Origin of the sequence: Brumimicrobium sp. (assembly GCA_023957385.1) — a bacterium.
Classification (GTDB): domain Bacteria; phylum Bacteroidota; class Bacteroidia; order Flavobacteriales_D; family Crocinitomicaceae; genus Brumimicrobium.
In genome coordinates, this window is the sequence record JAMLGZ010000001.1 from 1,354,745 (window position 1) to 1,377,774 (window position 23,030).

General features: G+C 33.0%; 19 protein-coding genes. 8 read left to right on the top strand and 11 right to left on the bottom strand.

Annotation, left to right across the window (positions count from 1 at the left end):
• Positions 1-100: 100 nt before the first annotated feature.
• The 8 genes from hisS to M9897_06035 form a co-directional block, all read right to left on the bottom strand.
• The gene (gene hisS, locus M9897_06000; protein MCO5268427.1) at positions 101-1,474 is read right to left on the bottom strand and encodes a histidine--tRNA ligase; all 1,374 of its coding nucleotides are present in this window, start codon (positions 1,472-1,474) and stop codon (positions 101-103) included.
• A 100-nt stretch (positions 1,475-1,574) separates the two neighbouring features.
• On the bottom strand, positions 1,575-2,405 hold the full coding sequence (locus tag M9897_06005) for a C4-type zinc ribbon domain-containing protein (protein MCO5268428.1): 831 nt from the start codon (positions 2,403-2,405) through the stop codon (positions 1,575-1,577).
• A 6-nt stretch (positions 2,406-2,411) separates the two neighbouring features.
• Positions 2,412-3,512: a Nif3-like dinuclear metal center hexameric protein gene (locus M9897_06010; GenBank protein MCO5268429.1), complete on the bottom strand. Its 1,101-nt coding sequence runs from the start codon at positions 3,510-3,512 to the stop codon at positions 2,412-2,414.
• A gap of 101 nt (positions 3,513-3,613) precedes the next feature.
• Positions 3,614-4,222, bottom strand: a complete 609-nt coding sequence (locus M9897_06015) for a hypothetical protein (protein ID MCO5268430.1) — start codon at positions 4,220-4,222, stop codon at positions 3,614-3,616.
• 76 nt (positions 4,223-4,298) lie between these two features.
• Positions 4,299-5,087 carry a DUF2490 domain-containing protein gene (locus tag M9897_06020; GenBank protein ID MCO5268431.1) on the bottom strand — a complete coding sequence of 263 codons (789 nt, stop codon included), beginning with the start codon at positions 5,085-5,087 and terminating at the stop codon, positions 4,299-4,301.
• A 49-nt stretch (positions 5,088-5,136) separates the two neighbouring features.
• Positions 5,137-6,276, bottom strand: coding sequence for an inorganic phosphate transporter (locus M9897_06025; protein ID MCO5268432.1), 1,140 nt, complete (start codon positions 6,274-6,276; stop codon positions 5,137-5,139).
• Between the two features lie 9 nt (positions 6,277-6,285).
• Positions 6,286-6,924 carry a DUF47 family protein gene (locus tag M9897_06030; GenBank protein ID MCO5268433.1) on the bottom strand — a complete coding sequence of 213 codons (639 nt, stop codon included), beginning with the start codon at positions 6,922-6,924 and terminating at the stop codon, positions 6,286-6,288.
• Positions 6,925-7,055: 131 nt separating this feature from the next.
• The gene (locus M9897_06035) at positions 7,056-7,745 is read right to left on the bottom strand and encodes a TetR/AcrR family transcriptional regulator (protein ID MCO5268434.1); all 690 of its coding nucleotides are present in this window, start codon (positions 7,743-7,745) and stop codon (positions 7,056-7,058) included.
• A gap of 124 nt (positions 7,746-7,869) precedes the next feature.
• On the opposite strand from M9897_06035, the gene M9897_06040 reads away from it, so the two are divergent.
• Genes M9897_06040 through M9897_06050 form a run of 3 tightly spaced genes read left to right on the top strand, consistent with a single transcriptional unit; the run spans position 7,870 to position 9,962 of the window.
• On the top strand, positions 7,870-8,511 hold the full coding sequence (locus M9897_06040; GenBank protein ID MCO5268435.1) for a VTT domain-containing protein: 642 nt from the start codon (positions 7,870-7,872) through the stop codon (positions 8,509-8,511).
• 52 nt (positions 8,512-8,563) lie between these two features.
• Positions 8,564-9,508, top strand: a complete 945-nt coding sequence (locus tag M9897_06045) for a TerC family protein (protein ID MCO5268436.1) — start codon at positions 8,564-8,566, stop codon at positions 9,506-9,508.
• 55 nt (positions 9,509-9,563) lie between these two features.
• Entirely contained in the window at positions 9,564-9,962 is a 399-nt protein-coding gene (locus tag M9897_06050; protein ID MCO5268437.1) for a PepSY-like domain-containing protein, read from the top strand.
• 136 nt (positions 9,963-10,098) lie between these two features.
• Here M9897_06050 and M9897_06055 read toward each other — a convergent pair whose 3' ends face one another.
• Positions 10,099-10,665 carry an L-threonylcarbamoyladenylate synthase gene (locus M9897_06055; GenBank protein ID MCO5268438.1) on the bottom strand — a complete coding sequence of 189 codons (567 nt, stop codon included), beginning with the start codon at positions 10,663-10,665 and terminating at the stop codon, positions 10,099-10,101.
• Complete coding sequence (locus M9897_06060; protein ID MCO5268439.1) at positions 10,665-11,102, bottom strand: hypothetical protein; 438 nt, start codon at positions 11,100-11,102, stop codon at positions 10,665-10,667. The genes M9897_06055 and M9897_06060 overlap by 1 nt, the downstream gene beginning before the upstream one ends.
• 73 nt (positions 11,103-11,175) lie before the next feature.
• Here M9897_06060 and M9897_06065 point away from each other — a divergent pair, with 73 nt between their 5' ends.
• Positions 11,176-11,607 (top strand): PaaI family thioesterase, encoded by a 432-nt coding sequence (locus tag M9897_06065; GenBank protein ID MCO5268440.1) that lies wholly within the window; start codon positions 11,176-11,178, stop codon positions 11,605-11,607.
• Between the two features lie 85 nt (positions 11,608-11,692).
• Positions 11,693-14,791 (top strand): PKD domain-containing protein, encoded by a 3,099-nt coding sequence (locus M9897_06070; protein ID MCO5268441.1) that lies wholly within the window; start codon positions 11,693-11,695, stop codon positions 14,789-14,791.
• Positions 14,792-14,804: 13 nt separating this feature from the next.
• Here M9897_06070 and folE read toward each other — a convergent pair whose 3' ends face one another.
• Positions 14,805-15,374, bottom strand: a complete 570-nt coding sequence (gene folE, locus M9897_06075; GenBank protein ID MCO5268442.1) for a GTP cyclohydrolase I FolE — start codon at positions 15,372-15,374, stop codon at positions 14,805-14,807.
• A 519-nt stretch (positions 15,375-15,893) separates the two neighbouring features.
• On the opposite strand from folE, the gene pheT reads away from it, so the two are divergent.
• From pheT to M9897_06090, 3 genes are all read left to right on the top strand, one after another.
• Positions 15,894-18,329 (top strand): phenylalanine--tRNA ligase subunit beta, encoded by a 2,436-nt coding sequence (pheT, locus tag M9897_06080; GenBank protein ID MCO5268443.1) that lies wholly within the window; start codon positions 15,894-15,896, stop codon positions 18,327-18,329.
• Between the two features lie 62 nt (positions 18,330-18,391).
• The gene (gene pepT / locus M9897_06085) at positions 18,392-19,636 is read left to right on the top strand and encodes a peptidase T (protein MCO5268444.1); all 1,245 of its coding nucleotides are present in this window, start codon (positions 18,392-18,394) and stop codon (positions 19,634-19,636) included.
• Positions 19,637-19,923: 287 nt separating this feature from the next.
• Positions 19,924-22,995: a PKD domain-containing protein gene (locus M9897_06090; GenBank protein ID MCO5268445.1), complete on the top strand. Its 3,072-nt coding sequence runs from the start codon at positions 19,924-19,926 to the stop codon at positions 22,993-22,995.
• The last annotated feature ends 35 nt before the right edge of the window (positions 22,996-23,030 follow it).

A 23,030-nucleotide genomic window follows, 5' to 3' on the forward strand; every position in this document is an offset into this window, starting at 1 on the left:
TTAGTGTCGGAAAAGTACAAAAAAAACAACAACTAATGTATTATTAATAAAAAAAATACATAAATGATTCTATAAGAAATGTAAACGGTAAGTTCTTTATTTATGAGCGTGCAAATTGACTAATAAATTGATTCTTAGGTAATGTAATTTGTTCTCCACTAATCATATTTTTATATGTGACCGTATTTTCTTTTAACTCATTCTCACCGATGATAATTGTATATTTTGTATTTCTATCATCGGCATATTTGAATTGCTTTTTTAATTTTGCTTCATCTGGGTATATTTCTACAATTCTTCCTGATTTCCGTAGCTCACGAGCGATGGTTAACGCATAATCTACTTCCTTCTCTCCAAAATTCACAAATAGAAATTCCAATGATGATGAAATATTCTCGGGAAACAAATTCAATTCGGTGAGTACATCGTATATTCTATCTGCTCCAAATGAAATACCGACTCCTGATAAACCTTCTTTTCCAAATAAACCAGTTAAGTTGTCATATCTACCTCCACCACAAATGGAACCTATCTGTACGCCATTTACTTTTACTTCAAAAATGGCTCCTGTATAGTAATTTAATCCGCGGGCAAGTGTTACATCAAAGGATAATTTAGCAGTTTGTAAACCCAGTTCTTTCGTTTTGTTTAATACGAATTCGAGTTCACGTATTCCTTCTAAACCTACTTTGCTATCCTTAAGGAAATCTTTCATGAATGCAATTGTCTGGTCGTTGTCATTTTTTAAACGAAATAAAGGTGCTATTCTCTGAATGGCAATTGCACTCACTCCTTTTTCTTCTAATTCTTTGATAACTCCTTCTTCTCCAATTTTATCTAATTTATCGATAGCAACAGTAATATCAATAATTTTTTCAGCCTCGTTGGTTATTTCAGCAATTCCACTGAGTATTTTTCGGTTATTGATGAGTATAGTGAAGTCGGGGATCTTTAATTTAGAAAGTACCTCATCAAAAATCTGCACAAAATCGACTTCAAATAATAAAGAATCACTCCCGACAACATCTGCATCACACTGATAAAATTCTTGGTATCTTCCTTTTTGTGGACGATCAGCTCTCCATACAGGTTGAATTTGATATCTCTTAAAGGGAAAATTAATTTCATTTTGATGTTGAACAACAAATCTGGCAAAAGGAACAGTTAAATCGTATCGCAATGCTTTTTCTGATATTGAGTTTGCGAATCGAGGTAAATTATCATCCTGAATTGCTTGAAAATCAGCTTTCTTAAGTTTGTCGCCCGAATTTAAAATTCGAAATATAAGTCTATCGCCCTCTTCACCGTATTTTCCTAATAAAGTACTAGAAAGTTCGTATGAAGGTGTTTCAATAGGAGCAAAGCCATATATTTTAAAGATGTTTTTGATAGTATCAAAGATATAATCTCTACGATATACTTGATAAGGAAGAAAATCTCTTGTTCCTTTTGGTATGCTGGGGGATTGTGACATTATGTGTTCTATTTTTCAAAAAAAAACCATACCGAATGTTGGTATGGTTTAAATACAATATTTTGTTGTTTTGTGTGGTGACTTAAACCATCTATCGGAATTACTTTTCTTCCATTACATGATGAGGAACTAAGATCCTTCCACAGTTTTCACAAGCGATAATCTTTTTCTCTTGCTCAATATCGATTTGTTTCTGAGGTGGAATTCTATTGAAACATCCACCGCAAGAATCTCTATCTACTGGAACAACAGCTAAACCATTTTTAGCATTTTTTCTTAGTCTATCATAAGCAATCTGAAGGTGATCATCTAATTTCTTTCTTGCTTTATCAGATTTAACTCTCAATTTTTCTTCTTCAGCTTCTGTTTCAGCAATAATGTTATCTAATTCTGCTTTTTTACTAGCTAAATCAGATTTTCTTCCTTCAATTGCAGCAGCAACTTCAGCGATTTCTTGATTCTTATATTCAATTTGAGCTTTTGCTTCTTTAATTTTCTTATCGTGAACTTGAATTTCTAATTCTTGATATTCAATTTCTTTACTTAAAGATTCAAACTCTCTATTATTTCTAACGTTGTCTTGTTTCTCCTTGTATGCAATAATAGCAGTTTGAGCATCTTTCTGCTCATTCTTTCTATTACTGATTTCAGTTTCAGTTTCTTTCAGTTCTTCGTTTAAACGATTTAGTTTCTTTTCTAAACCTTCTATACTTGCTTCAAGATCTTCGACTTCTAGAGGTAATTCACCTCTTATTGTGATAATTCTATCAATTTCAGAATCTACTCTTTGTAGATTTGCTAATGCTTCAACACGCTCTGAAATGCTAGCTGTTTTTTTTGTTTTTAACTCAGTGGGTTTTACTTCTTTTTCAGCTGCTTTCACCTCCTTTTCAGTTGTCTCACTTGCTTTAGCCTTTGTTTTTGTTGCCATATAATGCTAAAAATAATTAATTGGGTTTGTATTTACCTTACTTAAATAGAACGCAAAGTTAATAAAATTTTTTCTCATTATACTCAAAATTAAATTTGAAGTAAATTGTTCACTTTCATAATGACCGATATCTGCGATAATTATTTGATCTTCTGCATCAAAAAATTCATGATATTTAAAGTCTGAAGTGATGTATATATCAGCGTTCTGTTGTTTTGCGTCTGCTAATAAAAAACTTCCTGAGCCTCCACAAAAAGCTACTTTTTTTATTTTCTTTTTTGTCAATTTTGTATGACGAATACATCCACAGTTGAAATTTTTTTTCAAATTTCCTAGAAAAATTTCCGTTTTCACTTCTTTTTCTAGCTCTCCAATCATTCCAGCTCCCTCATCTTGATTGAAATTTGTTATAGGGTAGAGATCATAGGCAACTTCTTCATAGGGATGTGCTTTTAACATCGCTTGAATTATGGCATTTTCTTTATGGGAAGAGATCAAAATCTCCACACGTTTTTCTGCTACTTTTTCTCTTTTTCCATTTTTTCCAATGCTTGGGTTTGCAGATTCATTCGGTAAAAAATATCCCTCTCCGCTTGTTTCAAAAGAACATTCTGAATAATTACCAATATTACCACCTCCCGCATTAAAAATGGCCTTTGATACTTTCTCAACGTCCTTTACAGGGCAATAAAATACTAGTTTTTTAAGCGTATTTTGTGTTGGTGCTAGGATGCTTGGGTTTTTAATTCCTAAGTGATTAGCTATCTCATAATTCACTCCTAAATGATAATTATCTAGGTTGGTGTGAGCTGCATAAATAGCAATATCATTTTTGATAGCTTTGATAACAGTACGTTCTACATAGTTTTTACCATTTAGTTTTTTTAATCCTTTAAAAACAATAGGGTGGTGGGCTATGATTAAATTGGCTCCTAACTGGATCGCTTCATCAACCACTTCTTCTGTGCAGTCTAAGGTTAATAATGCAGACTTTACTTCTGCTTGTGGATCTCCTACAATAAGTCCTGAGTTGTCGTAGCCTTCCTGACTGCTTAATGGGGCTATTTCTTCGAGAGTTTTAGCTATATCTCTAATATAGACTGTCATAAAATAAATTTTAATTCCCTCCAAAGATAGTTTAAATCTGCTAAAAAAATAAGAGATACTCAAGTACCTCTTATTTATAAAATATTTCGGATGTTGGAAAATTAATGAGCTCCATAAGAATAATGACTTCCAGAAACTTCAAATTTTAAATCTACTTCTACCTCAAGATCATCTTGAAATTCTTTCAAATGTCCTTGAACAGTTCCTTTCATTCCCGTTGTTGTGATGTTTTTGAGTTTAATAGTATTGTTTGTACCAGGTTCATTGTTGGTAACTATATAGGTTCTCAGATTTCCAAAATTTAAATTATCGTATGTCTCTATGGTTGTTTCACCTATTTTATCATTTGTGGCATCCCAAGGAGTTAAATATGTACCAACCAAATCAGGATTAGGTTTATTTAAGGAAGTCATAGAAAATGTAATATTATAATATTTTCCATCAATAAAATTTGTTCCTGAGTTTACATTGATGACATATATTGTGTCCCATCCATTATTCCCATTTTGAATAATATCCATATATGATTCAGAATATACGCTAGTGTCACTAATATTAACTACAATTCCATTGCTGAAATTTAGAGTTCCAACTAAAATATTTCCGATGCTGTCCAACTCGACATCATCATTTGGTGGCACGTAGCCTTTTTCGCAACTAGTTGTTAGTGATATAAGGGCGACAAGTAGTATAAAGATAAATTTTTTCATATTTCTAATTTTTTAATCCATTACAAATATAGAATGAGTATTTTTGATACACAATCCCCAGAATATGGGATGTAAGTTATCTGAGATTTGATTTAAATGGGTTTTTCCAGATTATGTCTATAGCAAAATGATGAATAGAACTTGGTTTATAGTATCCGACTAAATGATGCATATACCCGATGTCTAATTGAATGGATTGTTTGGTAAAAGTATGTGAATAATAGATTGAAAAACGACTATCTTTATATAGAAAAGGAGACCATTTAGTAGAAATAAATTGTTTTGTGCTTGAAAAAAGTTGTTCTGAAATTAGGATAACAGCGTGTTTTTTATCTTTTGTAAGATTAAATTTTAATTTAACTCTTGCTCTTGTTCTTGCACGAAATTGTTCAGTATAGTAGCTGAAATCAGGGTTAAAGTATTGACCAAACTCTTGTTTTAATGAAGGAGTTATTGTTAAAAAATGAATGGGAATATCATAAGCGATTCCACTGGAAGTCTTTATTTCGTGTTTGAAAGGTACAGCTTTTTGATGATATGGATAGGTGGATTCATAGTTATATTTTGTATAATAATTAACCCCTATTGAAATATTTAACTGTGAACCTATACTATATTTGAAATCTTGCCTAATAGTAAATATGGAAGGTCGTTTAAATGAGTTTGTTTTATTTGGGTAACTCATTCTCCCTAAGGCTATAACAGACTCTGAAGTCCATTTGGTTTCTTGCTCTTTTTTATATATCTTTTGATGAATCCCTATTGCGATCCATGCTGCTGATTGAGTGACTCCAACACCAGAAGGTGTGATTTGAGCATATGTATATATTGGAAAAATTAAAATAAGTAATATTAACTGTTTCATTTTTTTATTTCTCCTAGATAACTATAAAGCTGTACTCAAAAAGGTTATATCAAGTGAATAGACGTACAATACAAAGTGAAATGGCAGCGATAATGGCGCTAACGGGAATGGTTAAAATCCATGCCCACAAGAGTTGTAATGACATTCCCCAGCGAACAGCAGAAACTCTCTTAGTAAGTCCTACACCAATAATAGAACCTGTAATAGTATGTGTGGTAGAAACAGGAATTCCAAAATGGTCAGTGATGAAAAGAGTGATGGCTCCAGATGTTTCTGCGCTTACACCTTCTAGAGAATTTATTTTAGTGATTTTTGTTCCCATTGTTTTGATGATTTTCCAGCCACCTGACATGGTTCCTAAAGCAATGAAAAGGAATGAAGCTAAAGGCACCCACATATAATGTTCTGTAAAAAATTGAAAACGCTCTTCTTCTGCAAGATTAATATATAAGGGATCTTGTATAGCAACATGGTGATAGATAACCGCAGCACCAATGATTCCCATTACTTTTTGAGCATCATTTAGCCCATGTCCTAAACTAAAAAGTCCAGAAGAAACTAATTGCAAATGCTTGAATGTTTTTTCTGCTTTTTGAGGTTTTGTATTTTTAAATAAGTTGATGATGATGATATTTATAATAATTGCAATAAGCATCCCAATCAAAGGAGCTAGAAAAATAAATAAGAATATAGGGATAACTTTATCGAATTTTATTATACTCTGTGAAAGAAGTTGTTGAAAAGCACTTGTTGCGTTTTGAAGCCAGTTTTGTTCAGGATGTGCCATGCTAATTTCATTAAAATCTATAAAATAAGCATTCATCAAAGCAGCTCCTAATAAACCACCTATCAGTGTATGGGAAGAAGAAGATGGAATTCCAAACCACCATGTAAGTAAATTCCAAAAAATGGCAGCAATCAGTCCAGCAAATATAACTTCTAAAGTAATAAAATCAGGATATACAGTTTTAGCTATCGTATTCCCAATTTTAAATTCTCCAATAACATAGATGGCCACAAAGAATGCAGCAAAATTCCAAAATGCAGCCCATAAAACGGCTTTAAATGGTGTCAAAACACGTGTGGAAACAATGGTGGCTATGGAATTAGCAGAATCATGAAAACCATTGATAAAATCAAATAGTAATGCGGCAACTATAATTACAATTAATAAGAATGGAAGTTCCATAGATGTTGATTAAGTATATTTAATTAAAATTCCTTGAATAACGTTGGCTACTTCTTCTGCTTTGTCCGTAACCTCTTCCAAATATTGGATGATAGATGATATTTTGATTACGTTGATAGCTTCATGATTTTCAAACAATGCAACCATAGCCTCTGATAAAGCATCATCTGCTTGATTTTCTATAGCGTTAATCTTTATACAAGAATGCTTAATTTTATCGGTTGATTCCAAAGATTTTAATTCATTGATAGCAACCTTTAATTCTGAACAAGATTCTACAATTAAGTGAGTCAATGTTTTATATCCTTCAACATAAGGTGATTTGTAGAGTACAATATGTTTTGTTGCGGCAAACATATAATCTGCAATGTCATCTAATCGAGAGGCAAGTAAATGGATATCTTCTCTATCAAAGGGAGTAATAAAATTTTTGTTTAACTCCACATAAATCTCGTGAGTTAAATCATCGTTAATATGCTCAAACTCTTGCATCTCATCTAAAAATGAATTATCCATTTTTTCAAAGTTCCGTATGCCTTCTGCAAAACGGTTTGACATTTTATTTAAGTTTTCAGTTACTTGATCAAAAAGTGCATAAAAAACTTTACTCTTAGGTTGAAAAGAATGAAAAAATTTGTTTAGTCCCATAATGGCGTATTTTTTAAATTTAAATTAAATAAGGAAGAATAATTTATATAATACTCTGCCTTGTGAAATATGATTGTTAGTTGCTTGCGATTTCTTAACTTGTGATATAATCCAATCTTTCGACATAAACTTTAATCAACTAAATTATTTTTATTTATACTAGAGAATATCAAATCCTCTAAGAATTTTTGTACTTCATCTTCTTTATTTCTTTTACTAAAATCAGTCAAAGAGGATAAATTATGCATAAAGAAATTCTGAAAATGTGCCACTTCAACTATGGTGGACGCTAAAGACTTTGGAAACGGGTAGTTAGCATTACATTCTAAGATGACATTCCCGATTAAATTACATAAATCTTTATAGGGTTGAAAAAAATGTTGTTTATTGTTTTCAGAAACTTGTTTAGTTAAATATGCTTTTGATCCTTCAGCGACTATAAGAGGATGTAATAAACTTTCATCAATATAACTTGTCTTTTCATCGTCTTCGATAGGATTAGTTAGGATAGAAATTACCTTTTTTAACTTAATTTTTGGGTCATTGATATTATTGGTTACAAATTGAATATGAAATTCTAACCAACTAAAATACCAAGCAGTTAGATAAATCAGTAGCTTATGCTTATTTTCAAAATAACGATAAATCCCTGCCTCAGTTGAATTGATCTCCTCAGCCAATTTTTTAAAAGTAAATTCTTCAAATCCTAACTTGTGTATGAGTTGAACACTGCTTCTTAAAATTCTTCTTCCTAAGTCAGTATCTTCTGGATTTCGAAGATACAAAGCTTCATTCATTTTTATTTTAAACGCTATACTCATATTGTTTGAGATATATTTTTATTTGCCTACAAAGATATAAATAGTTTTACAACTTTTTATGATAGTAATACTATTATTCAAAATAGTTTATATATCTTTGCGATTGATGTTAAAATAATATCAAATGGAAGTGCTATTAGAATTATTTCAGAATCTATTAGATCCTAATTGGATAATGAAAAATGGGGGGCTGTATTTAGTGCTGTTAATTTTATTTATAGAAACAGGGGTAATCATTGGGTTTTTCTTGCCTGGCGACCCTTTGTTGTTTATTTCAGGGATGGTAATTGCTTCTGCTAATGAAGTTCATTATCCCTTCGGAAATGAATTCTTCAATTTGACTTTTTGGATACTCTTATTTACTTCTTCTACTATCTTAGGAAACTTCGTGGGTTATTGGTTTGGTAATAAATTCAAGTACATTATAAACAGAAAAGAGGATGCTTGGTTTTTGAAACGTAAACACATCCAAACTGCTCACGAATTCTATGAAGAGAGAGGTGGATTTGCCATTGCCATTGCTCGATTTCTACCGATAGTAAGAACATTTGCTCCTATCATTGCTGGGACAGTAGAAATGAATTTTAAAAAATTTGCATTCTATAATATACTGGGAGCAATTCTCTGGGTAGTTAGTATCACTACCTTAGGTTATGTATTAGGGGAAAACCCTTGGGTGCAAAAGAACTTAGAGTTTATATTGATAGGATTGATTTTACTTGTAACAGCTCCTGTTATTATTAAGCTATTCACGAAGAAGAAATAGAAAAATGAATATGGTTTGAAATCAAAAAAAATAAATATTTAAGAAATCTTATATGACAGTTTGGATAGCTTTTATAGCAGTAGTAGTGTTCGCTTTGGTGTTGGATTTAGGCGTTTTTAATAAAAACCCACACGAAATCAAAACCAAAGAAGCTGCAATATGGACAGCGGTTTGGGTAACTTGTGCTGTCCTCTTTTCAGGAATAATCTATCTCTCTTTCAAGAATGAATGGATAGCCAATCCTACTAATTCAACACCTATCAATGCTGTTTTAAAATATATTACGGGCTACTTGATAGAGCTATCATTAAGTGTTGATAATATTTTCATTATTGCACTTATCTTTTCGTCATTTGCTATACCTAAGAAGTATCAACACGAAGTACTTTTTTATGGCGTATTAGGAGCAATCGTATTTAGGGCATTAATGATTATTTTTGGCGTGGCATTAATTACCAAATTCAATTGGATGATCTATGTTTTCGGTGTGTTCTTAATATTAACTGCGCTAAAAATGCTTTTCAGTCATGGTAAACAGCAAGACCCTCATGAGTTTAAGATTTACAAGTGGCTTTCCAAAATTTATCCGGTTACGACAAAGGTTGAGAATGGCAATTTCTTTGTCAAAATTAATGGGATTAAATATATCACCCCTCTTTTTGTTACCTTAATAATTATTGAACTTACAGATGTGTTTTTTGCCATAGATAGTATTCCTGCTATTTTAGCCATTACTGCTGATCCTTTTATTGTTTTTAGCTCTAATATTCTAGCAATTATGGGCTTGAGGTCTATGTTCTTTCTAATTGTGGGAATGTTAGATAAATTCAGATATATCAGCTATAGTTTAGTAGTTATTTTGGCTTTTGTAGGTGTAAAAATGATCATTTCTCATCAAGTTGAAATACCGGAATGGCTATCGCTTGGAGTTATTATTTTATCGCTAGTAAGTGGTATGCTTGCCTCTAAGTTTATAAGTGAGAAGAGAGAAGTTTAATATTGAAATTAATATTTAAAAAATGAAAATGAAATCAAAAATTATAATTCTCGGAATGGCTTTTTGCCTTTTAAGTTGTGATAAAGAAACTGTTCTTTCATCAACAGAAATACCAACTGAAATTTCAGAATATGTAACATTACATTTTCCGAATAACAAAATTTTGCAAGTTATTAAAGATGTTGATGGATTTAAGAAGTCTTATGATATTACACTTGACGGAGGTATTACTTTAGAGTTTAATAGAAAAAAAGAAATTAGAGAGATTGATGGAACAACTGAACTTCCTGAAAGTGTAATTCCAAGTAAGTTAAAATTATATGTTGATTCAAATTTCCCCAATAATTTCATAACTGATTGGGAATTAGAAGGTAAAAATCAACAAATCGGACTTGATAATGGTTTAGACTTGGAATTCAAGATGAATGGTGACTTCATTAGAATTGATAGCTAACTTATTCAGAAACGTCAATAGATAAAAAAAATACCATTGGGCTGGTAAATTATTTCTATTGAATTTTTTAGAGAAAAAAAGTAGTGATTTTACCCAATATTTGTGGTAAAAGTCATTATCATATATAATTTTATCATTAAGAACGTATTACCTTTACTTTATAATCATTTCCTACCTTAATAATGGAAGAAGGAGTGCTCATATCTTCGTTTAAACGCTCATTTAATATAAAATCGACTTGCTCTTTGATGATGGAATTAATTTCTGAATAATTTCGCGCAGTAGGTTCTTTTGAAATATTTGCACTCGTTGATACGATTGGCTTTCTGAGTTGCTGTATCATTCTTTTACATAAATTATCGTCTGTGACACGTATGGCTATACTTCCATCTTCTGCTAATAAAGATGTTGGTAAACCATTGGGTGTGTCATAAATAATGGTAGTGGGTTTAGTAGCCAAATCAATTAAATCGTAACATACATCAGGAATGTTGTCGACATATCGTTCAAGCATGGCAACACTATCAACCAAGAGTATAAAAGACTTATGAGCGTCTCTTTTTTTGATTTCAATAATGCGTTGGATAGCCTCCTCATTGGTACAATCGCAACCTATTCCCCAAACTGTATCCGTAGGATAAAGTAATGTCTTCCCATCTTTTAAACCTTGAACAGCTTCCTTGATATCAACTAATTGCGACATTATTTTTCTTTTAAAGTTTTTAGATTTAATGTTAGATAATAAAACTCTTTTGTGCTATTTTGTTTCAGCCATTCAAAACCCTCTTTCTCTCCCGAAATAGCTAGTGCTATATTATGAAGAAGTAGAAAATTATTCTTTTGCAACCATTCAGATGCTTCCTCGTTTCCTTCACTTGCGTTAACTAATGCTAATAAATGTGGAAATCCATTTTGCATCAACCAATCAATAGCCTCTGGTTTATGATAATAGGCGTGAATAGTCATGGTTAATTCCTTATATCCGTTGTTAAACAAATAATCCAATAATTCAGAATGACCTTCAGCACCTTTTGCCCATGCTAGGATGATTTTAGGAGGGTACTCCCTCAAGATGATTTTGGGTTTTGCCCCATCCTGATATTTCAAATTGCCTCTTAATCGCTTAAATAAACCTGCCATCTTTTAAAATTAAAGCTTTTCCAAAGTTACTTCTTTTATTAGAATGCATTAACTTTGTTGAAAAAATACTGCAATGATAGATCATAAAGTTCTACAATTATATAAAGCTTCTAATAGATACGGAGATTATTTAGAAATGGACTTGGAAATTCTAGAAGAAGGGAAATGTAAATATGTTATCGAAATCAAGGAAAAACATTTGGCAACTCCTATTGCGGCACATGGGGGAGTTGTAGCCGGAGTGATTGATGGAACCATGGGAGTCGCTGCTTTAACTGTTGCTGGTAGAAGTGGAAATGTAGTTAGTACAGTAGATTTACATATCAATTATTTAAAGCCAGTCAAGTTAGGAGATGTCCTTACAGCTCACGGAGAAGTTGTCTCAGCAGGTAAACGTTTAATTTATGCAGAGGCTTCAGTTGTGAATCAAAATAATGTATTAGTAGCCAAAGCAGGAGGCACATTTAATGCTTATCCTGCTGAAAAGGCTTTTCATAAATTCTAAGTATTGAAAGAAAAAGAAACTTAATATTTTTTTTATTGATATAATTACTATAATTTAGCCTAACCGTTGGTTTAATTATTTTAAGATGAAAAGAGTAACTACTGCTATTATAATACTCTTATTATATTTCGTGTCTTATTCTCAGGAAATATGTAATAATGGTATTGATGATGATGGGGATGGTTTAATTGATTTAAATGATCCCGATTGTGATTGTAACGGATTTGGAAATTCAACAAATATCCCGTCATTAATTCCAAACCCTTCGTTTGAAGATAGAAATTGTTGTCCCACCTCATTTTCTCAATTGAATTGTGCACAAACTTGGATGCAGGCAACTTCTGCTACATCAGATTATTTTGCTTGTGGGTATTCCTTTGGAGCGGCAAACCAAGCAGGAATATCTGCAGCAGATGGTAGTGCTTATATTGGAGCTATCTTTCAAAATGGTTGGAGAGAATATGTAGGTTCCTGCTTATTAAGTCCCCTACTTGCAGGTGAGACCTATGTTTTAGACTTTAATATTGCTTCGTTTCCTATAACTGGTATGGGAGGAGTGTGTAATAATGGTACAATTAACTATGGAGATGTTGACATCTCAATCTTTGGAACAACAGATTGCAGCTATTTACCTGTGAGCACTACAGATTGCCCTTCAAATGCATCTCCTAATTGGAACTTAATAGGGAGTCAAACGTATTCGCCTAGCAATTCTTGGAGTGTCTTAACTATTACATTTACACCAACAGTAGATATTTATGCAATTATGATAGGCGCCCCTTGTAGCTTACCTGCTGCTTATAATGGTTCACCTTGTTATGCATATTTTGTATTTGATAATTTGATACTTCAAGCAGAAGATTATTTTAATTCTTTGTCTATTACTGAAACTGGGAATTATTGCACCAATGATTTAACTTTACATGCAACAGCAGATAGTTTAGGAGGAACATGGCAATGGTATTTTGAAGGTGTTGCAATTGTAGGTCAAACTGGCCCAGATCTTAATTTGGCTATTAATGGAATGGGAGATGGTGTGTATAATGCACTATATACACTTGGTTCTAACTGTGGAGTTGCAAACTATACCGTTAATTCAGTAGTTCAATTACATCCAGACTTCACCTCAACGATTGAGTGTCAGGGTGTTGCCACTTCTTTTGCAAATACATCGACATCTTCTGGTGATCCTATCAGTATGTGGTCTTGGGATTTTGATAATAATGGTGTTATAGATGATAATGGACAGAATGTTTCCTATGTATTTCCGACTAGTGGAACCCATAATGTTAGTCTTCAGATAACTAGCAGTACAGGATGTCAACATGATACTGTAATTCAAGTAGTAGTGAATCCAAATCCCGTGGTTGATTTTACATGGGGTGATGTGTGTATTGGAAATTCAGTTGTTTTTAATAATGGAACCACTATTTCTTCGGGTTCTATAGCTAGTTGGTCCTGGGATTTTGGTGATGGTTCAACCGGTACCTCCCAAAATGAAAGTCATTTATACAGTTCATCAGGTTCTTTTAATGTCACTTTACAAGCAACATCAAATCAAAATTGTGTAGATCAAATTACTAAGACGGTAAATGTTTATCCACAACCTAGTGCAGATTTTAATTTTGTAAATGCTTGTACTAATGAGCCTATTTCTTTGACTAGCACCTCAACTTCAAGCGCGGGTGGATTTAGTCATTATTATTGGGATGTTAATAATGATGGAATAGATGAATTCACTACTCAGAATACTCAATATTCCTATAATCAAGCTGGGCAATATCCGGTTAGACTTATTGTAGAAGATTTTAATGGTTGCAGAGATACTATTATTCAACAAGTGACATCCTATGCTTTGCCACATGCCGATTATACAGCCACCTTTGTTTGTGAAGATGATATCACATCTTTTACGAATACTTCCATGATTAATCCCGTAGATAATGACATGATTTCAACCTATGCTTGGAGTTTCGGAGACGGAAACACATCTAATCAAGAAAATCCAACGCATGGATACGGGGTAGAGAATGTTTATACAGCACAATTAGTTATTACAACAAACTATGGTTGTAAGGATTCTATTTCTAAACCTGTAGAAGTCTATCCATTACCTCATGTTAATTTTTCACCAACAGATGTTTGTTTAAATTTTACAACAAATTTTACAGATCAATCAATCATTAGTAATACACATACTTCCAATTCAAATGTTCAATGGTCTTGGGATTTCGCTGATGGAACAACATCTACTCTACAAAATCCAACTCATGTTTATGGTACTGATGGGACGTATAATGCTACTCTAACAGTGACCTCAAATCATGGTTGTGAGAATAATACAACTTTAGTGGTAACAGTCCATTCTTTACCTATAGTTAGCTTTTCTGGTCAAAATCTAGAAGGTTGTGCACCATTATGTCCGGTAATAACTTCAACTTCAACAATTAACGCTCCATCCACATTAAACCAATTTATTTGGACACTTTCTGATGGTAGAACGTATACAGGAAACTCTTTTTCCGACTGTTATGAAAATACTTCTGGATTTGATATCTCTTACGGTGTAAATTTGGAAGTGATTTCAAATTTTGGTTGCACTCAAAATACTACTGTTAATGATTACATTCAAGTTTATCATAATCCTATAGCAGGTTTTTATTATTTACCAGAAAATCCTGATATTTTAAATTCTGAAGTAGAGTTTCACAATACATCTCTTTATGCAAATTCCTATATATGGACAATTGATAATATTGGAAATATGAATGAATTTGAACCCAAAATAGATTTCCCTTATGAGCCTGTAAAATATGGAGTTATGTTAGTAGCATATACGGATAAAGGGTGTGTTGATACAGCACGAAGCGTTGTTAATATACGAGATAAGGTTATATTCTATGTACCTAATACTTTTACTCCAGATAACGATCATTTTAATGAAACATTTCAACCTGTTTTTTCGAGTGGCTTTGACCCGCAGACTTATACTTTGTTAATTTTTAATCGCTGGGGGGAAATTATATTTGAATCTCATGATGTGAATGTGGGATGGAGAGGTACCTATGGTATAGATTCTAATATCCCCGTAAAAGATGGAACTTATGTATGGAAAATAATGTTTAAAGAGACCATGACGGATAAGCATCATACCTATACGGGGCATGTTAATATATTAAGGTAAACCTTTTCATTTATTATTGAATGTGCTTTAAAAATTTTTCTTGCATTTTATCATTTTCAAAATCCCCGAGATAACATTCTGTAACTGTTTTGCTATTTGTATCGTGTATCCCTCTTGAGGCAACACAAAGATGGTCTGCTTCTATAATAACGGCCACACTTTTAACTTGTAACACTTCTTTTAATCCTTCTGCGATCTGCATGGTTAATCTTTCTTGAACTTGTGGTCGTTTGGCATAATATTGAACCAAACGATTGATTTTGGAAAGACCTATTACTTTTTTGTCAGGAATATAAGCTACATGAACCTTCCCTATAATTGGTACAAAATGATGTTCACAACTTGAATAAAGTGTAATGTCTTTTTCGACTAGCATTTGGTGATAATTATATTTATTTTCAAATACGCTAATGGAAGGTTTGTTTTTAGGATCTAATCCACTAAAATGTTCTTTTACATACATTTTAGCAACTCTTTCAGGAGTGTCTTTTAAGCTATCATCTGTCATGTCGAGACCTAATGTCTCCATGATTTTTTCAAAGTGAAATTTAATTTCTTCAATTTTTTGATCATCACTTAGCATGGAATGAAAGTGTTCATCTTGCTTAATTACTTTTAAACTAGCAGCGGCAGAATTTCTCATAATTTTTCTATTTTATTCATTACGTTATCAACTATTCTATTACAGTATTTTAAATGGAAATCATATATTTCATGTGCGTTTTTGACTTCTCCTACTTTATTCTTAAGTATGGTTTTTGCTCGACAGAGTCTATATCGGACTTTCCATTTACTTATCCCCAATGTTTCTGAGGTTTCGCTTATTGTAAAACCGTTTATCTCAATGAGTGAAAAAACAAGTCTGTATGATTCAGACAGCCCTGATATGGCTTGTTCTATAGTTATGGATTGTATGTTTTTTATGTTTTTCACCTTTTGTATTTATTTGTTGAAACTATTTGTCATTCTTGTTTGTACTTACTTCATTTTTGTTCTTTTAAAATCGATTTCAAATAAATAGAGTAGTTAACAGAAAAAAAGGTTACAAAGAGCAAATAAATTATCTATTTTTGTAGCTCACATTTGTAGTATAAATAGCAATATGAAAATTTCTTATAATTGGTTAAAAAATTACGTTAAGACAAATCACACTCCTGAAAAATTATGTGAAATCCTTACAGACACAGGGTTGGAGGTAGAAGGGATGGAAGAGTTTGAAATGGTAAAAGGAGGCTTAAAAGGGGTTGTTGTAGGACAAGTTATAAGTTGTGTTCAACATGAAAATGCTGATCGATTAAAAGTAACTCGTGTGAACATAGGAAGTGAAGAATTACAAATTGTGTGTGGTGCTCCTAATGTAGCCGAAGGGCAAAAAGTATTGGTTGCTACAGTGGGAACTACTTTATTTCCTAATCCAGAAGAATCATTTAAAATAAAAGAATCAAAAATTCGTGGTGTTGATTCGTATGGAATGATTTGCGCTGAAGATGAGCTAGGATTAGGTGCTAGTCATGACGGCATTATGGTGTTGAAGGATACAGCAAAAATTGGTCAGCCAGCTGCTGAATATTTGAAATTGGCAAGCGATTATCGTATTGAAATTGGTCTAACACCTAATCGAAGTGATGCTATGGGACACTTGGGTGTGGCGCGAGATATTGTGGCTTATAACAAATTAAATAATATTGATAAATCTATTTTACAATTACCAGATATCAGTAAATATAATGTAATTGAAAATGGAGAAAAAATTAAAATTAAGGTAGAAGCACCACAAGATGCTCCTCAATATAGAGGATGTTTAATTGCTGGAATTACAGTTGGGCCTTCTCCAGAATGGTTAAAAAACTATTTGTTTACAATTGGGTTAACCTCTATTAATAATGTAGTGGATGTTACTAATTTTGTGCTGCATGAATTAGGAACTCCTTTACACGCTTTCGATTTATCCAAAGTTGGGAATGAAATTGTAGTTCGTTTAGCCAAAGAAGGAGAGAAATTGGTTACGCTGGATGGAGTGGAAAGAAAATTAAATCCTCAAGATTTAATGATAACCAATGGAAAAACAAATTTGTGTATTGCTGGAGTATTTGGAGGAAAAGAATCAGGAGTAAATGAAAACACTACATCTATTTTCTTAGAAGCTGCTTATTTTAATCCGGTTAGCATTCGTAAAACAGCCAAAAGACATGCATTGAATACGGATGCTTCGTTTCGTTTTGAGCGCGGTGTAGATCCAAATATGGTAGAATTTGCTATGAAAAGGGCAGCAGCATTAATCACAGAAGTTGCTGGAGGTAAAATAGTGTATGAAGCAGATCCTTTCATAGGAAAAAAAATACTACCTGCTGAGGTGATTTTTGATTTTGATAGATGCAACCAATTGATTGGAAAAGAAATTGAGAGAGAGAAAATCATGACAATCTTATTAGCACTTGATTTTAAGATTGTACATAGAAATGACAATATCCTCAAGCTGGAAGTGCCAACTTATCGTGTAGATGTTACCAGAGAAGCTGACGTAATTGAAGAAGTGTTGAGAATATACGGATTTAATAATATTCCCCTCCCACAAAAATGGAATGTAAACCTTTCCAATCAAGATTTGAGAAGTGAAGAAAAACGTCAAAATGCAATTGCCGACCTATTGGCTTCAAAAGGTTACTATGAAATGATGAATAATTCCTTGACTTCTAGTGAATATATAACTCAATTTGGAGGAGAGGCATTTTCTATAGAGAATGCAGTAACTATGCTAAACCCATTGAGTCAGGACTTAGATGTATTAAGGCAATCTTTGATTTTTCAAGGAATAGCATCTTTGGTACACAATATCAATCGCCAAAATTTGAATGTTGGTCTATTTGAATTTGGTAAAATCTATAAACGATTTGGAGAACAGTTTATAGAAAATAAACGCCTTTCTATTTTTATTACAGGAGAAAAAGAGCCGGAGCAGTGGAATGCTCAATCAAAGGATACATCATTTTATACCTTAAAAGGTGTTGTAGAGGCTATTTTGGAACGCTTAGGCTTAGGGAAATTTGTGAGTACCAAAGCTCTAAAAAAATCGATTCTAGAAGATGGAATTCAGTTGTATGTTCAAAAGACAAAAATCGGAGAAATAGGATGGATGCATACCAAATCAGCTAAGAACTTAGGGTTAAAACAAAAAGCATATATTGCAGATTTAGACTGGGATGCTTTATTGAATTTGGGAAACATGAATACTGTAGAATATCACCCACTTCCAAAAGCATTTGCAGTGAGAAGAGACTTTTCATTATTGTTGAATAAGCAGGTATCTTATAGTCAAATAGAAGAAGTAGCAAAAGCGACTTGTGGTAAGATATTAAATGAAGTTAATTTATTTGATGTGTACGAAGGTGATAAGTTACCTGAAGGGAAGAAGTCATACGCCGTAAGTTTCTATTTCCAGGATAGCGAGAAAACCCTGAACGATCAAGTGGTAGATAATTTTATGAGTAAAATCAAAGGACAATTAGAAAATCAATTACAAGCAGAATTAAGACAGTAGCGGAGATAAATTACTTTTAATCTCTTTATTTTATCCAAATAGACAAATTAAAAAATAATAAAATGATGGAATATAAACATACAGTAGCAGAAAGATTTATGAGATATGTTCAGGTATATACTACATCTGACCCAAATGCAACCTCCTTTCCTTCTTCAGAACGTCAAAAAGATTTAGGAAGAATCTTGTTACAAGAATTGAAAGATTTAGGTGTACAGGATGCGGAAATGGATCAGTGGGGATATGTATTTGGTACAGTAAAAGGAAATACAACAAATCAAGTTCCTGTAATTTGTTTCTGTGCTCACATGGATACTGCGCCCGATGTTTCTGGAGAAAACGTAAAACCTATTTTACATAGAAAATATGACGGTAAACCAATTACCTTACCGGATGATACAACACAAGTTATTACAGTTGACCAACACCCTTATTTAAAGGAAAAGATTGGAGACGATTTAATAACTGCGAGTGGTTTGACTCTTTTAGGAGCCGACGATAAAGCAGGTGTTGCCATTATCATGGATTTTGTTCAATACCTGATGGGAAACCCTGGAATTAAACATGGAGATATCCGTATTCTTTTTACTCCAGATGAAGAAGTGGGTAGAGGAGTGGAGCAATTGGATATGAAAAAACTGAATGCAGATTATGGTTATACCATGGATGGGGGTGTATTAGGATCTATTGAAGATGAGAGTTTTTCAGCTGATGCTGTTAAAATTACTGTGCATGGGGTGAGTGCTCATCCAGGCTATGCAAAAGGAATTTTAGTTAATGCATTAAAAGTAGGAGGAGAAATTTTGGCTTCTTTGCCAAAAGATAGTTGGTCACCTGAAACTACAGAAGATAGACAAGGTTTTGTACATCCTACTTCATTTAATGGTATTCAAGAAAAGGCTACAATTAGCTTTATTATTCGAGATCATATTACAGCTAAATTAACTGAATATGAGAATCGTTTGAAAGGAATAGCTGAAGAAATAATTGCTAAGCATCCAGGAGCTAAAATGGATTTTGAAATAATTGAGCAATACAGAAATATGAAAGAAGTAATTAGTACCGTTCCATTCGTTACTGATTATGCTATCCAAGCAATGAAGAATGCAGGGATTGAGCCAAGACCTGTAATTATTCGTGGAGGAACAGATGGATCTCGTTTATCGTTTATGGGACTTCCTTGCCCAAATTTATTTACAGGTGAAATGGGTATTCACTCTCGCCATGAATATGTAAGTGTTCAAGATATGGAAAAAGCTGTTGCAACCATGAATGAATTAGTTCAAATATGGGAGCAACATAAGTAATTAATTCAATTAACAATTGAGGAAGGCGTAGTTTCAGCTACGCCTTTTTTATGCTATAAATTATTATGCATGAATAATTATTTTTCAAAAAACACAACCTTCGAAATTGAGCATACGTTGTATAAATAGAAACGAAATTTAAAAACTTTGCAAAGTAATTATAGTTTCTAAACCATAAGCTCCCAGCATTAGTTATAAATTTTATAACTATAAATACACCCCAAATAGTACTAGTTAGGTATCGATACCGAAAAGAATGAAGTGTTGAATTGTTAAATGTTACTGTTATGAAACGCACTACCTTATTTTTTTCGATGATTTGCTTTACAATAGGTATTTCCTATAGCCAATCAACACAGGGTTCGACAACGGGAGATGTTGAAACTGTTTATGTAAATTCTTATTCTGTAGATCAATTAGAAGATTTTATAATCGAATACTATGATTATAATAAAATTTTAACTGATTTAGGTGTTACGACGAGATATCAAAACAAAAAAGAAATTGCTTTTAGACGTTTTGTATATTTTCAAATTTATGATTTTTATGCTCGTATTTATTCTCATACAGCAGGAGCTAATTCAGATGAAATAGCGAATACTTATGCAGGATTTATAATGGATACAAAGCAATTACTACAAACAACAGTTTTTGATGTAGATAATGAAAATGAAGTATCTTTTTCACTAAGAGCCGGAGCCTCATGTCAAAATATGGATTTTGAAGATGGTAATTTAAATGGCTGGACACTTCGAGATGGAAAGGTGGATGGTTCTGTAGATTATAGTTTTGTGGATAATGGACCAGGAAGTGCCGGACCTAATTTCTTAATTGTAAATGGAGGAACAGATCCAGTAACTGGAATTTCTAGATTAAATCCGAATGGAGGCGCTTATTCTTGCCGTTTAGGTGATGGTACTGGTACCGGAAGTAACGCAGCTAGAATGTATCAAACTTTTAATGTGGATGCTACAAATACAATCTTTAAGTTTAGTTATGCAGTAGTTTTCCAAGACCCAAATCATACGAGTAATCAACAACCTTATTTTACTTTTAGAGTGTATGATGAAGATGGAAATGGTGTTGATTGCGCAGAATACTCTGTAATTGCCGCAGGTACTATCACTGGGTTCCAAACGGCACCAGGAAATGTTCGCTATAAAGATTGGACTACAGTTTTGGTTGATTTGTCTGCCTATATTGGTCAAAATATGACTGTAGAATTTACCTCTGGAGATTGTTCTCAGAGTGGTCACTATGGCTATGCTTATATTGATGCGGGATGTACTTCTCCAGAAATTATTGCTTCAGATGATGATGCTCTGATTTGCCCAGGGGAATATGTAACCCTCTCTGCACTTGGTGGCGAAGATTCTGATATGGAATTTTTATGGAATACGGGAGATACAACCGAATCTATTCATGTTTCAGAATCAGGTACGTATACTGTAACTCTGATACCACCAATTGGCGATCCTGTAAATTGTGCTATTGTTTTGACAAAAGATATTGAAGTGAATCTGATTCAGACTACTCCTTCCTTCCAAGCAGATACGGTTTGTTTAGGAGAAGTGACCCATTTTGCGGATAATTCTTCTGTTTCTCCTTCTGGCGAAGATAATATTATTGCATGGGCGTGGGATTTTGGCGATGGAGCAACGTCAACATTAGTTGATCCTAGTCATACTTATGCAAATGATGGAACGTACAATGTAACTCTGACTGTTACTACATCTCGTGGATGTTCGAATGATACGAGTTTTCAGGTAGTTGTAAATCCACTTCCTACAGCCAATTTTAATTTTACAAATGTGTGTTTACATGATGAAATGATGTTGACCGACAACTCTAGCTCTGCTGCTGGTATTAATAGTTATAATTGGGACATTAATGGAGATGGAGTAGTAGATTATATTTCAGATACAGTTTATCATACATTTTCTCAAGCAAATTCATACAATGTAAGTTTGCAAGTAGAAGACACAAATGGTTGTGTAAATTCTATATCTCATCAGGTGATTGTATATGATTTACCAATAGCTGATTTTAGCGCCACCCAAGTGTGTGAAGATGCTACTAGTGTATTTACAAATGGTTCAACTTTGAGCTCTTCACATGGTGACTTTATTCAATCATCTAATTGGGATTTTGGAAATAGCACCACTTCTTCTCAAATTAATCCAACAGTGAATTATGGCAATGAAGGAATATATACAGTTAAATTACTGGTGACTTCAAGTTTTGGCTGTAAGGATTCTATTACTAAGCAAGTAGAGGTATATCCTTTGCCTCAAGTAAATTTTTCCCCAACTGAAGTATGTTTGCATGATCCAACTAATTTCCAAGACTTATCTACAATAAGCAATGCACATACTCCAAACAACAATGTTCAATGGAATTGGGATTTTGCAGATACCCACACTTCAAACATTCAAAATCCAATACATACTTTTGATGAGGATGGAACGTATAACGTAGCGTTAACTGTAACTAGCAATCATGGATGTGTGAATGACACTATACTCTCAGTGATTGTTTATCCCTTACCTACTGTTAGTTTTGAAGGTGTGAATCTAGAAGGATGTGCTCCTGTTTGTGTAGAGATTAGTTCAACTTCAACAATTAATTCAACCTCATCTTTAGATAAATTTGAATGGTTACTATCAGATGGAAGAACTTATTCAGGTGATTCATTTACGGATTGTTTTGAAAATCTTACTGGAAATGATATCAATTATGGATTAATGCTGAGAGTGACTTCTGATAAGGGATGTGTAAACGACGCGAGTGTAGATAATTATATCTCAGTATATCATAATCCAATTGCTAATTTTTCCTACAGACCAAGTAAAATTAGTGTAGTTGATCCTGTGGTGACTTTCCAAAATACTTCTCAATATGCAGATTATTATAATTGGGATACAGGTTATCAATCTGGAATTACAGATATAAACCCAGTTGTGAAATATCCATTTTCTGCTAAAGAATATATTGCAATACTAGTGGCTTATACAAATCAAGGATGTACAGATACCGCTCGTGCTGTAATCAAAATTAATGATGATTTAATTTTCTATGTTCCGAATACATTTACTCCGGATAATGATGGAAATAATGAGGTTTTTACACCTATTTTTTCAAGCGGAGTCGATCCAGACACATATACATTACATATCTTTAATAGATGGGGAGAAGTATTATTTGAATCCCATGATGTAGAAATAGGATGGAAGGGAACTTATAGTATGGATTCTAACAACGTAGTGCGTGATGGAACGTATATCTGGAAAATAGAATTTAAAGAAACTATGTCAGACCGACACCATTCATACATTGGTCATGTGAATGTGTTGAGGTAAGAAAAACTTAGAAATGAAAAAGCCACGGATGAAAA

Coding starts and splice junctions, on each gene's coding strand:
- M9897_06030 (MCO5268433.1), bottom strand. CDS start 6,924: ATGGGACTAAACAAATTTTTTCATTCTTTTCAACCTAAGAGTAAAGTT.
- M9897_06020 (MCO5268431.1), bottom strand. CDS start 5,087: ATGAAACAGTTAATATTACTTATTTTAATTTTTCCAATATATACATAT.
- M9897_06005 (MCO5268428.1), bottom strand. CDS start 2,405: ATGGCAACAAAAACAAAGGCTAAAGCAAGTGAGACAACTGAAAAGGAG.
- M9897_06065 (MCO5268440.1), top strand. CDS start 11,176: ATGATAGATCATAAAGTTCTACAATTATATAAAGCTTCTAATAGATAC.
- M9897_06010 (MCO5268429.1), bottom strand. CDS start 3,512: ATGACAGTCTATATTAGAGATATAGCTAAAACTCTCGAAGAAATAGCC.
- M9897_06070 (MCO5268441.1), top strand. CDS start 11,693: ATGAAAAGAGTAACTACTGCTATTATAATACTCTTATTATATTTCGTG.
- M9897_06045 (MCO5268436.1), top strand. CDS start 8,564: ATGACAGTTTGGATAGCTTTTATAGCAGTAGTAGTGTTCGCTTTGGTG.
- M9897_06050 (MCO5268437.1), top strand. CDS start 9,564: ATGGCTTTTTGCCTTTTAAGTTGTGATAAAGAAACTGTTCTTTCATCA.
- folE (MCO5268442.1), bottom strand. CDS start 15,374: ATGCTAAGTGATGATCAAAAAATTGAAGAAATTAAATTTCACTTTGAA.
- hisS (MCO5268427.1), bottom strand. CDS start 1,474: ATGTCACAATCCCCCAGCATACCAAAAGGAACAAGAGATTTTCTTCCT.
- M9897_06055 (MCO5268438.1), bottom strand. CDS start 10,665: ATGTCGCAATTAGTTGATATCAAGGAAGCTGTTCAAGGTTTAAAAGAT.
- pheT (MCO5268443.1), top strand. CDS start 15,894: ATGAAAATTTCTTATAATTGGTTAAAAAATTACGTTAAGACAAATCAC.
- M9897_06040 (MCO5268435.1), top strand. CDS start 7,870: ATGGAAGTGCTATTAGAATTATTTCAGAATCTATTAGATCCTAATTGG.
- pepT (MCO5268444.1), top strand. CDS start 18,392: ATGATGGAATATAAACATACAGTAGCAGAAAGATTTATGAGATATGTT.
- M9897_06060 (MCO5268439.1), bottom strand. CDS start 11,102: ATGGCAGGTTTATTTAAGCGATTAAGAGGCAATTTGAAATATCAGGAT.
- M9897_06015 (MCO5268430.1), bottom strand. CDS start 4,222: ATGAAAAAATTTATCTTTATACTACTTGTCGCCCTTATATCACTAACA.
- M9897_06090 (MCO5268445.1), top strand. CDS start 19,924: ATGAAACGCACTACCTTATTTTTTTCGATGATTTGCTTTACAATAGGT.
- M9897_06035 (MCO5268434.1), bottom strand. CDS start 7,745: ATGAGTATAGCGTTTAAAATAAAAATGAATGAAGCTTTGTATCTTCGA.
- M9897_06025 (MCO5268432.1), bottom strand. CDS start 6,276: ATGGAACTTCCATTCTTATTAATTGTAATTATAGTTGCCGCATTACTA.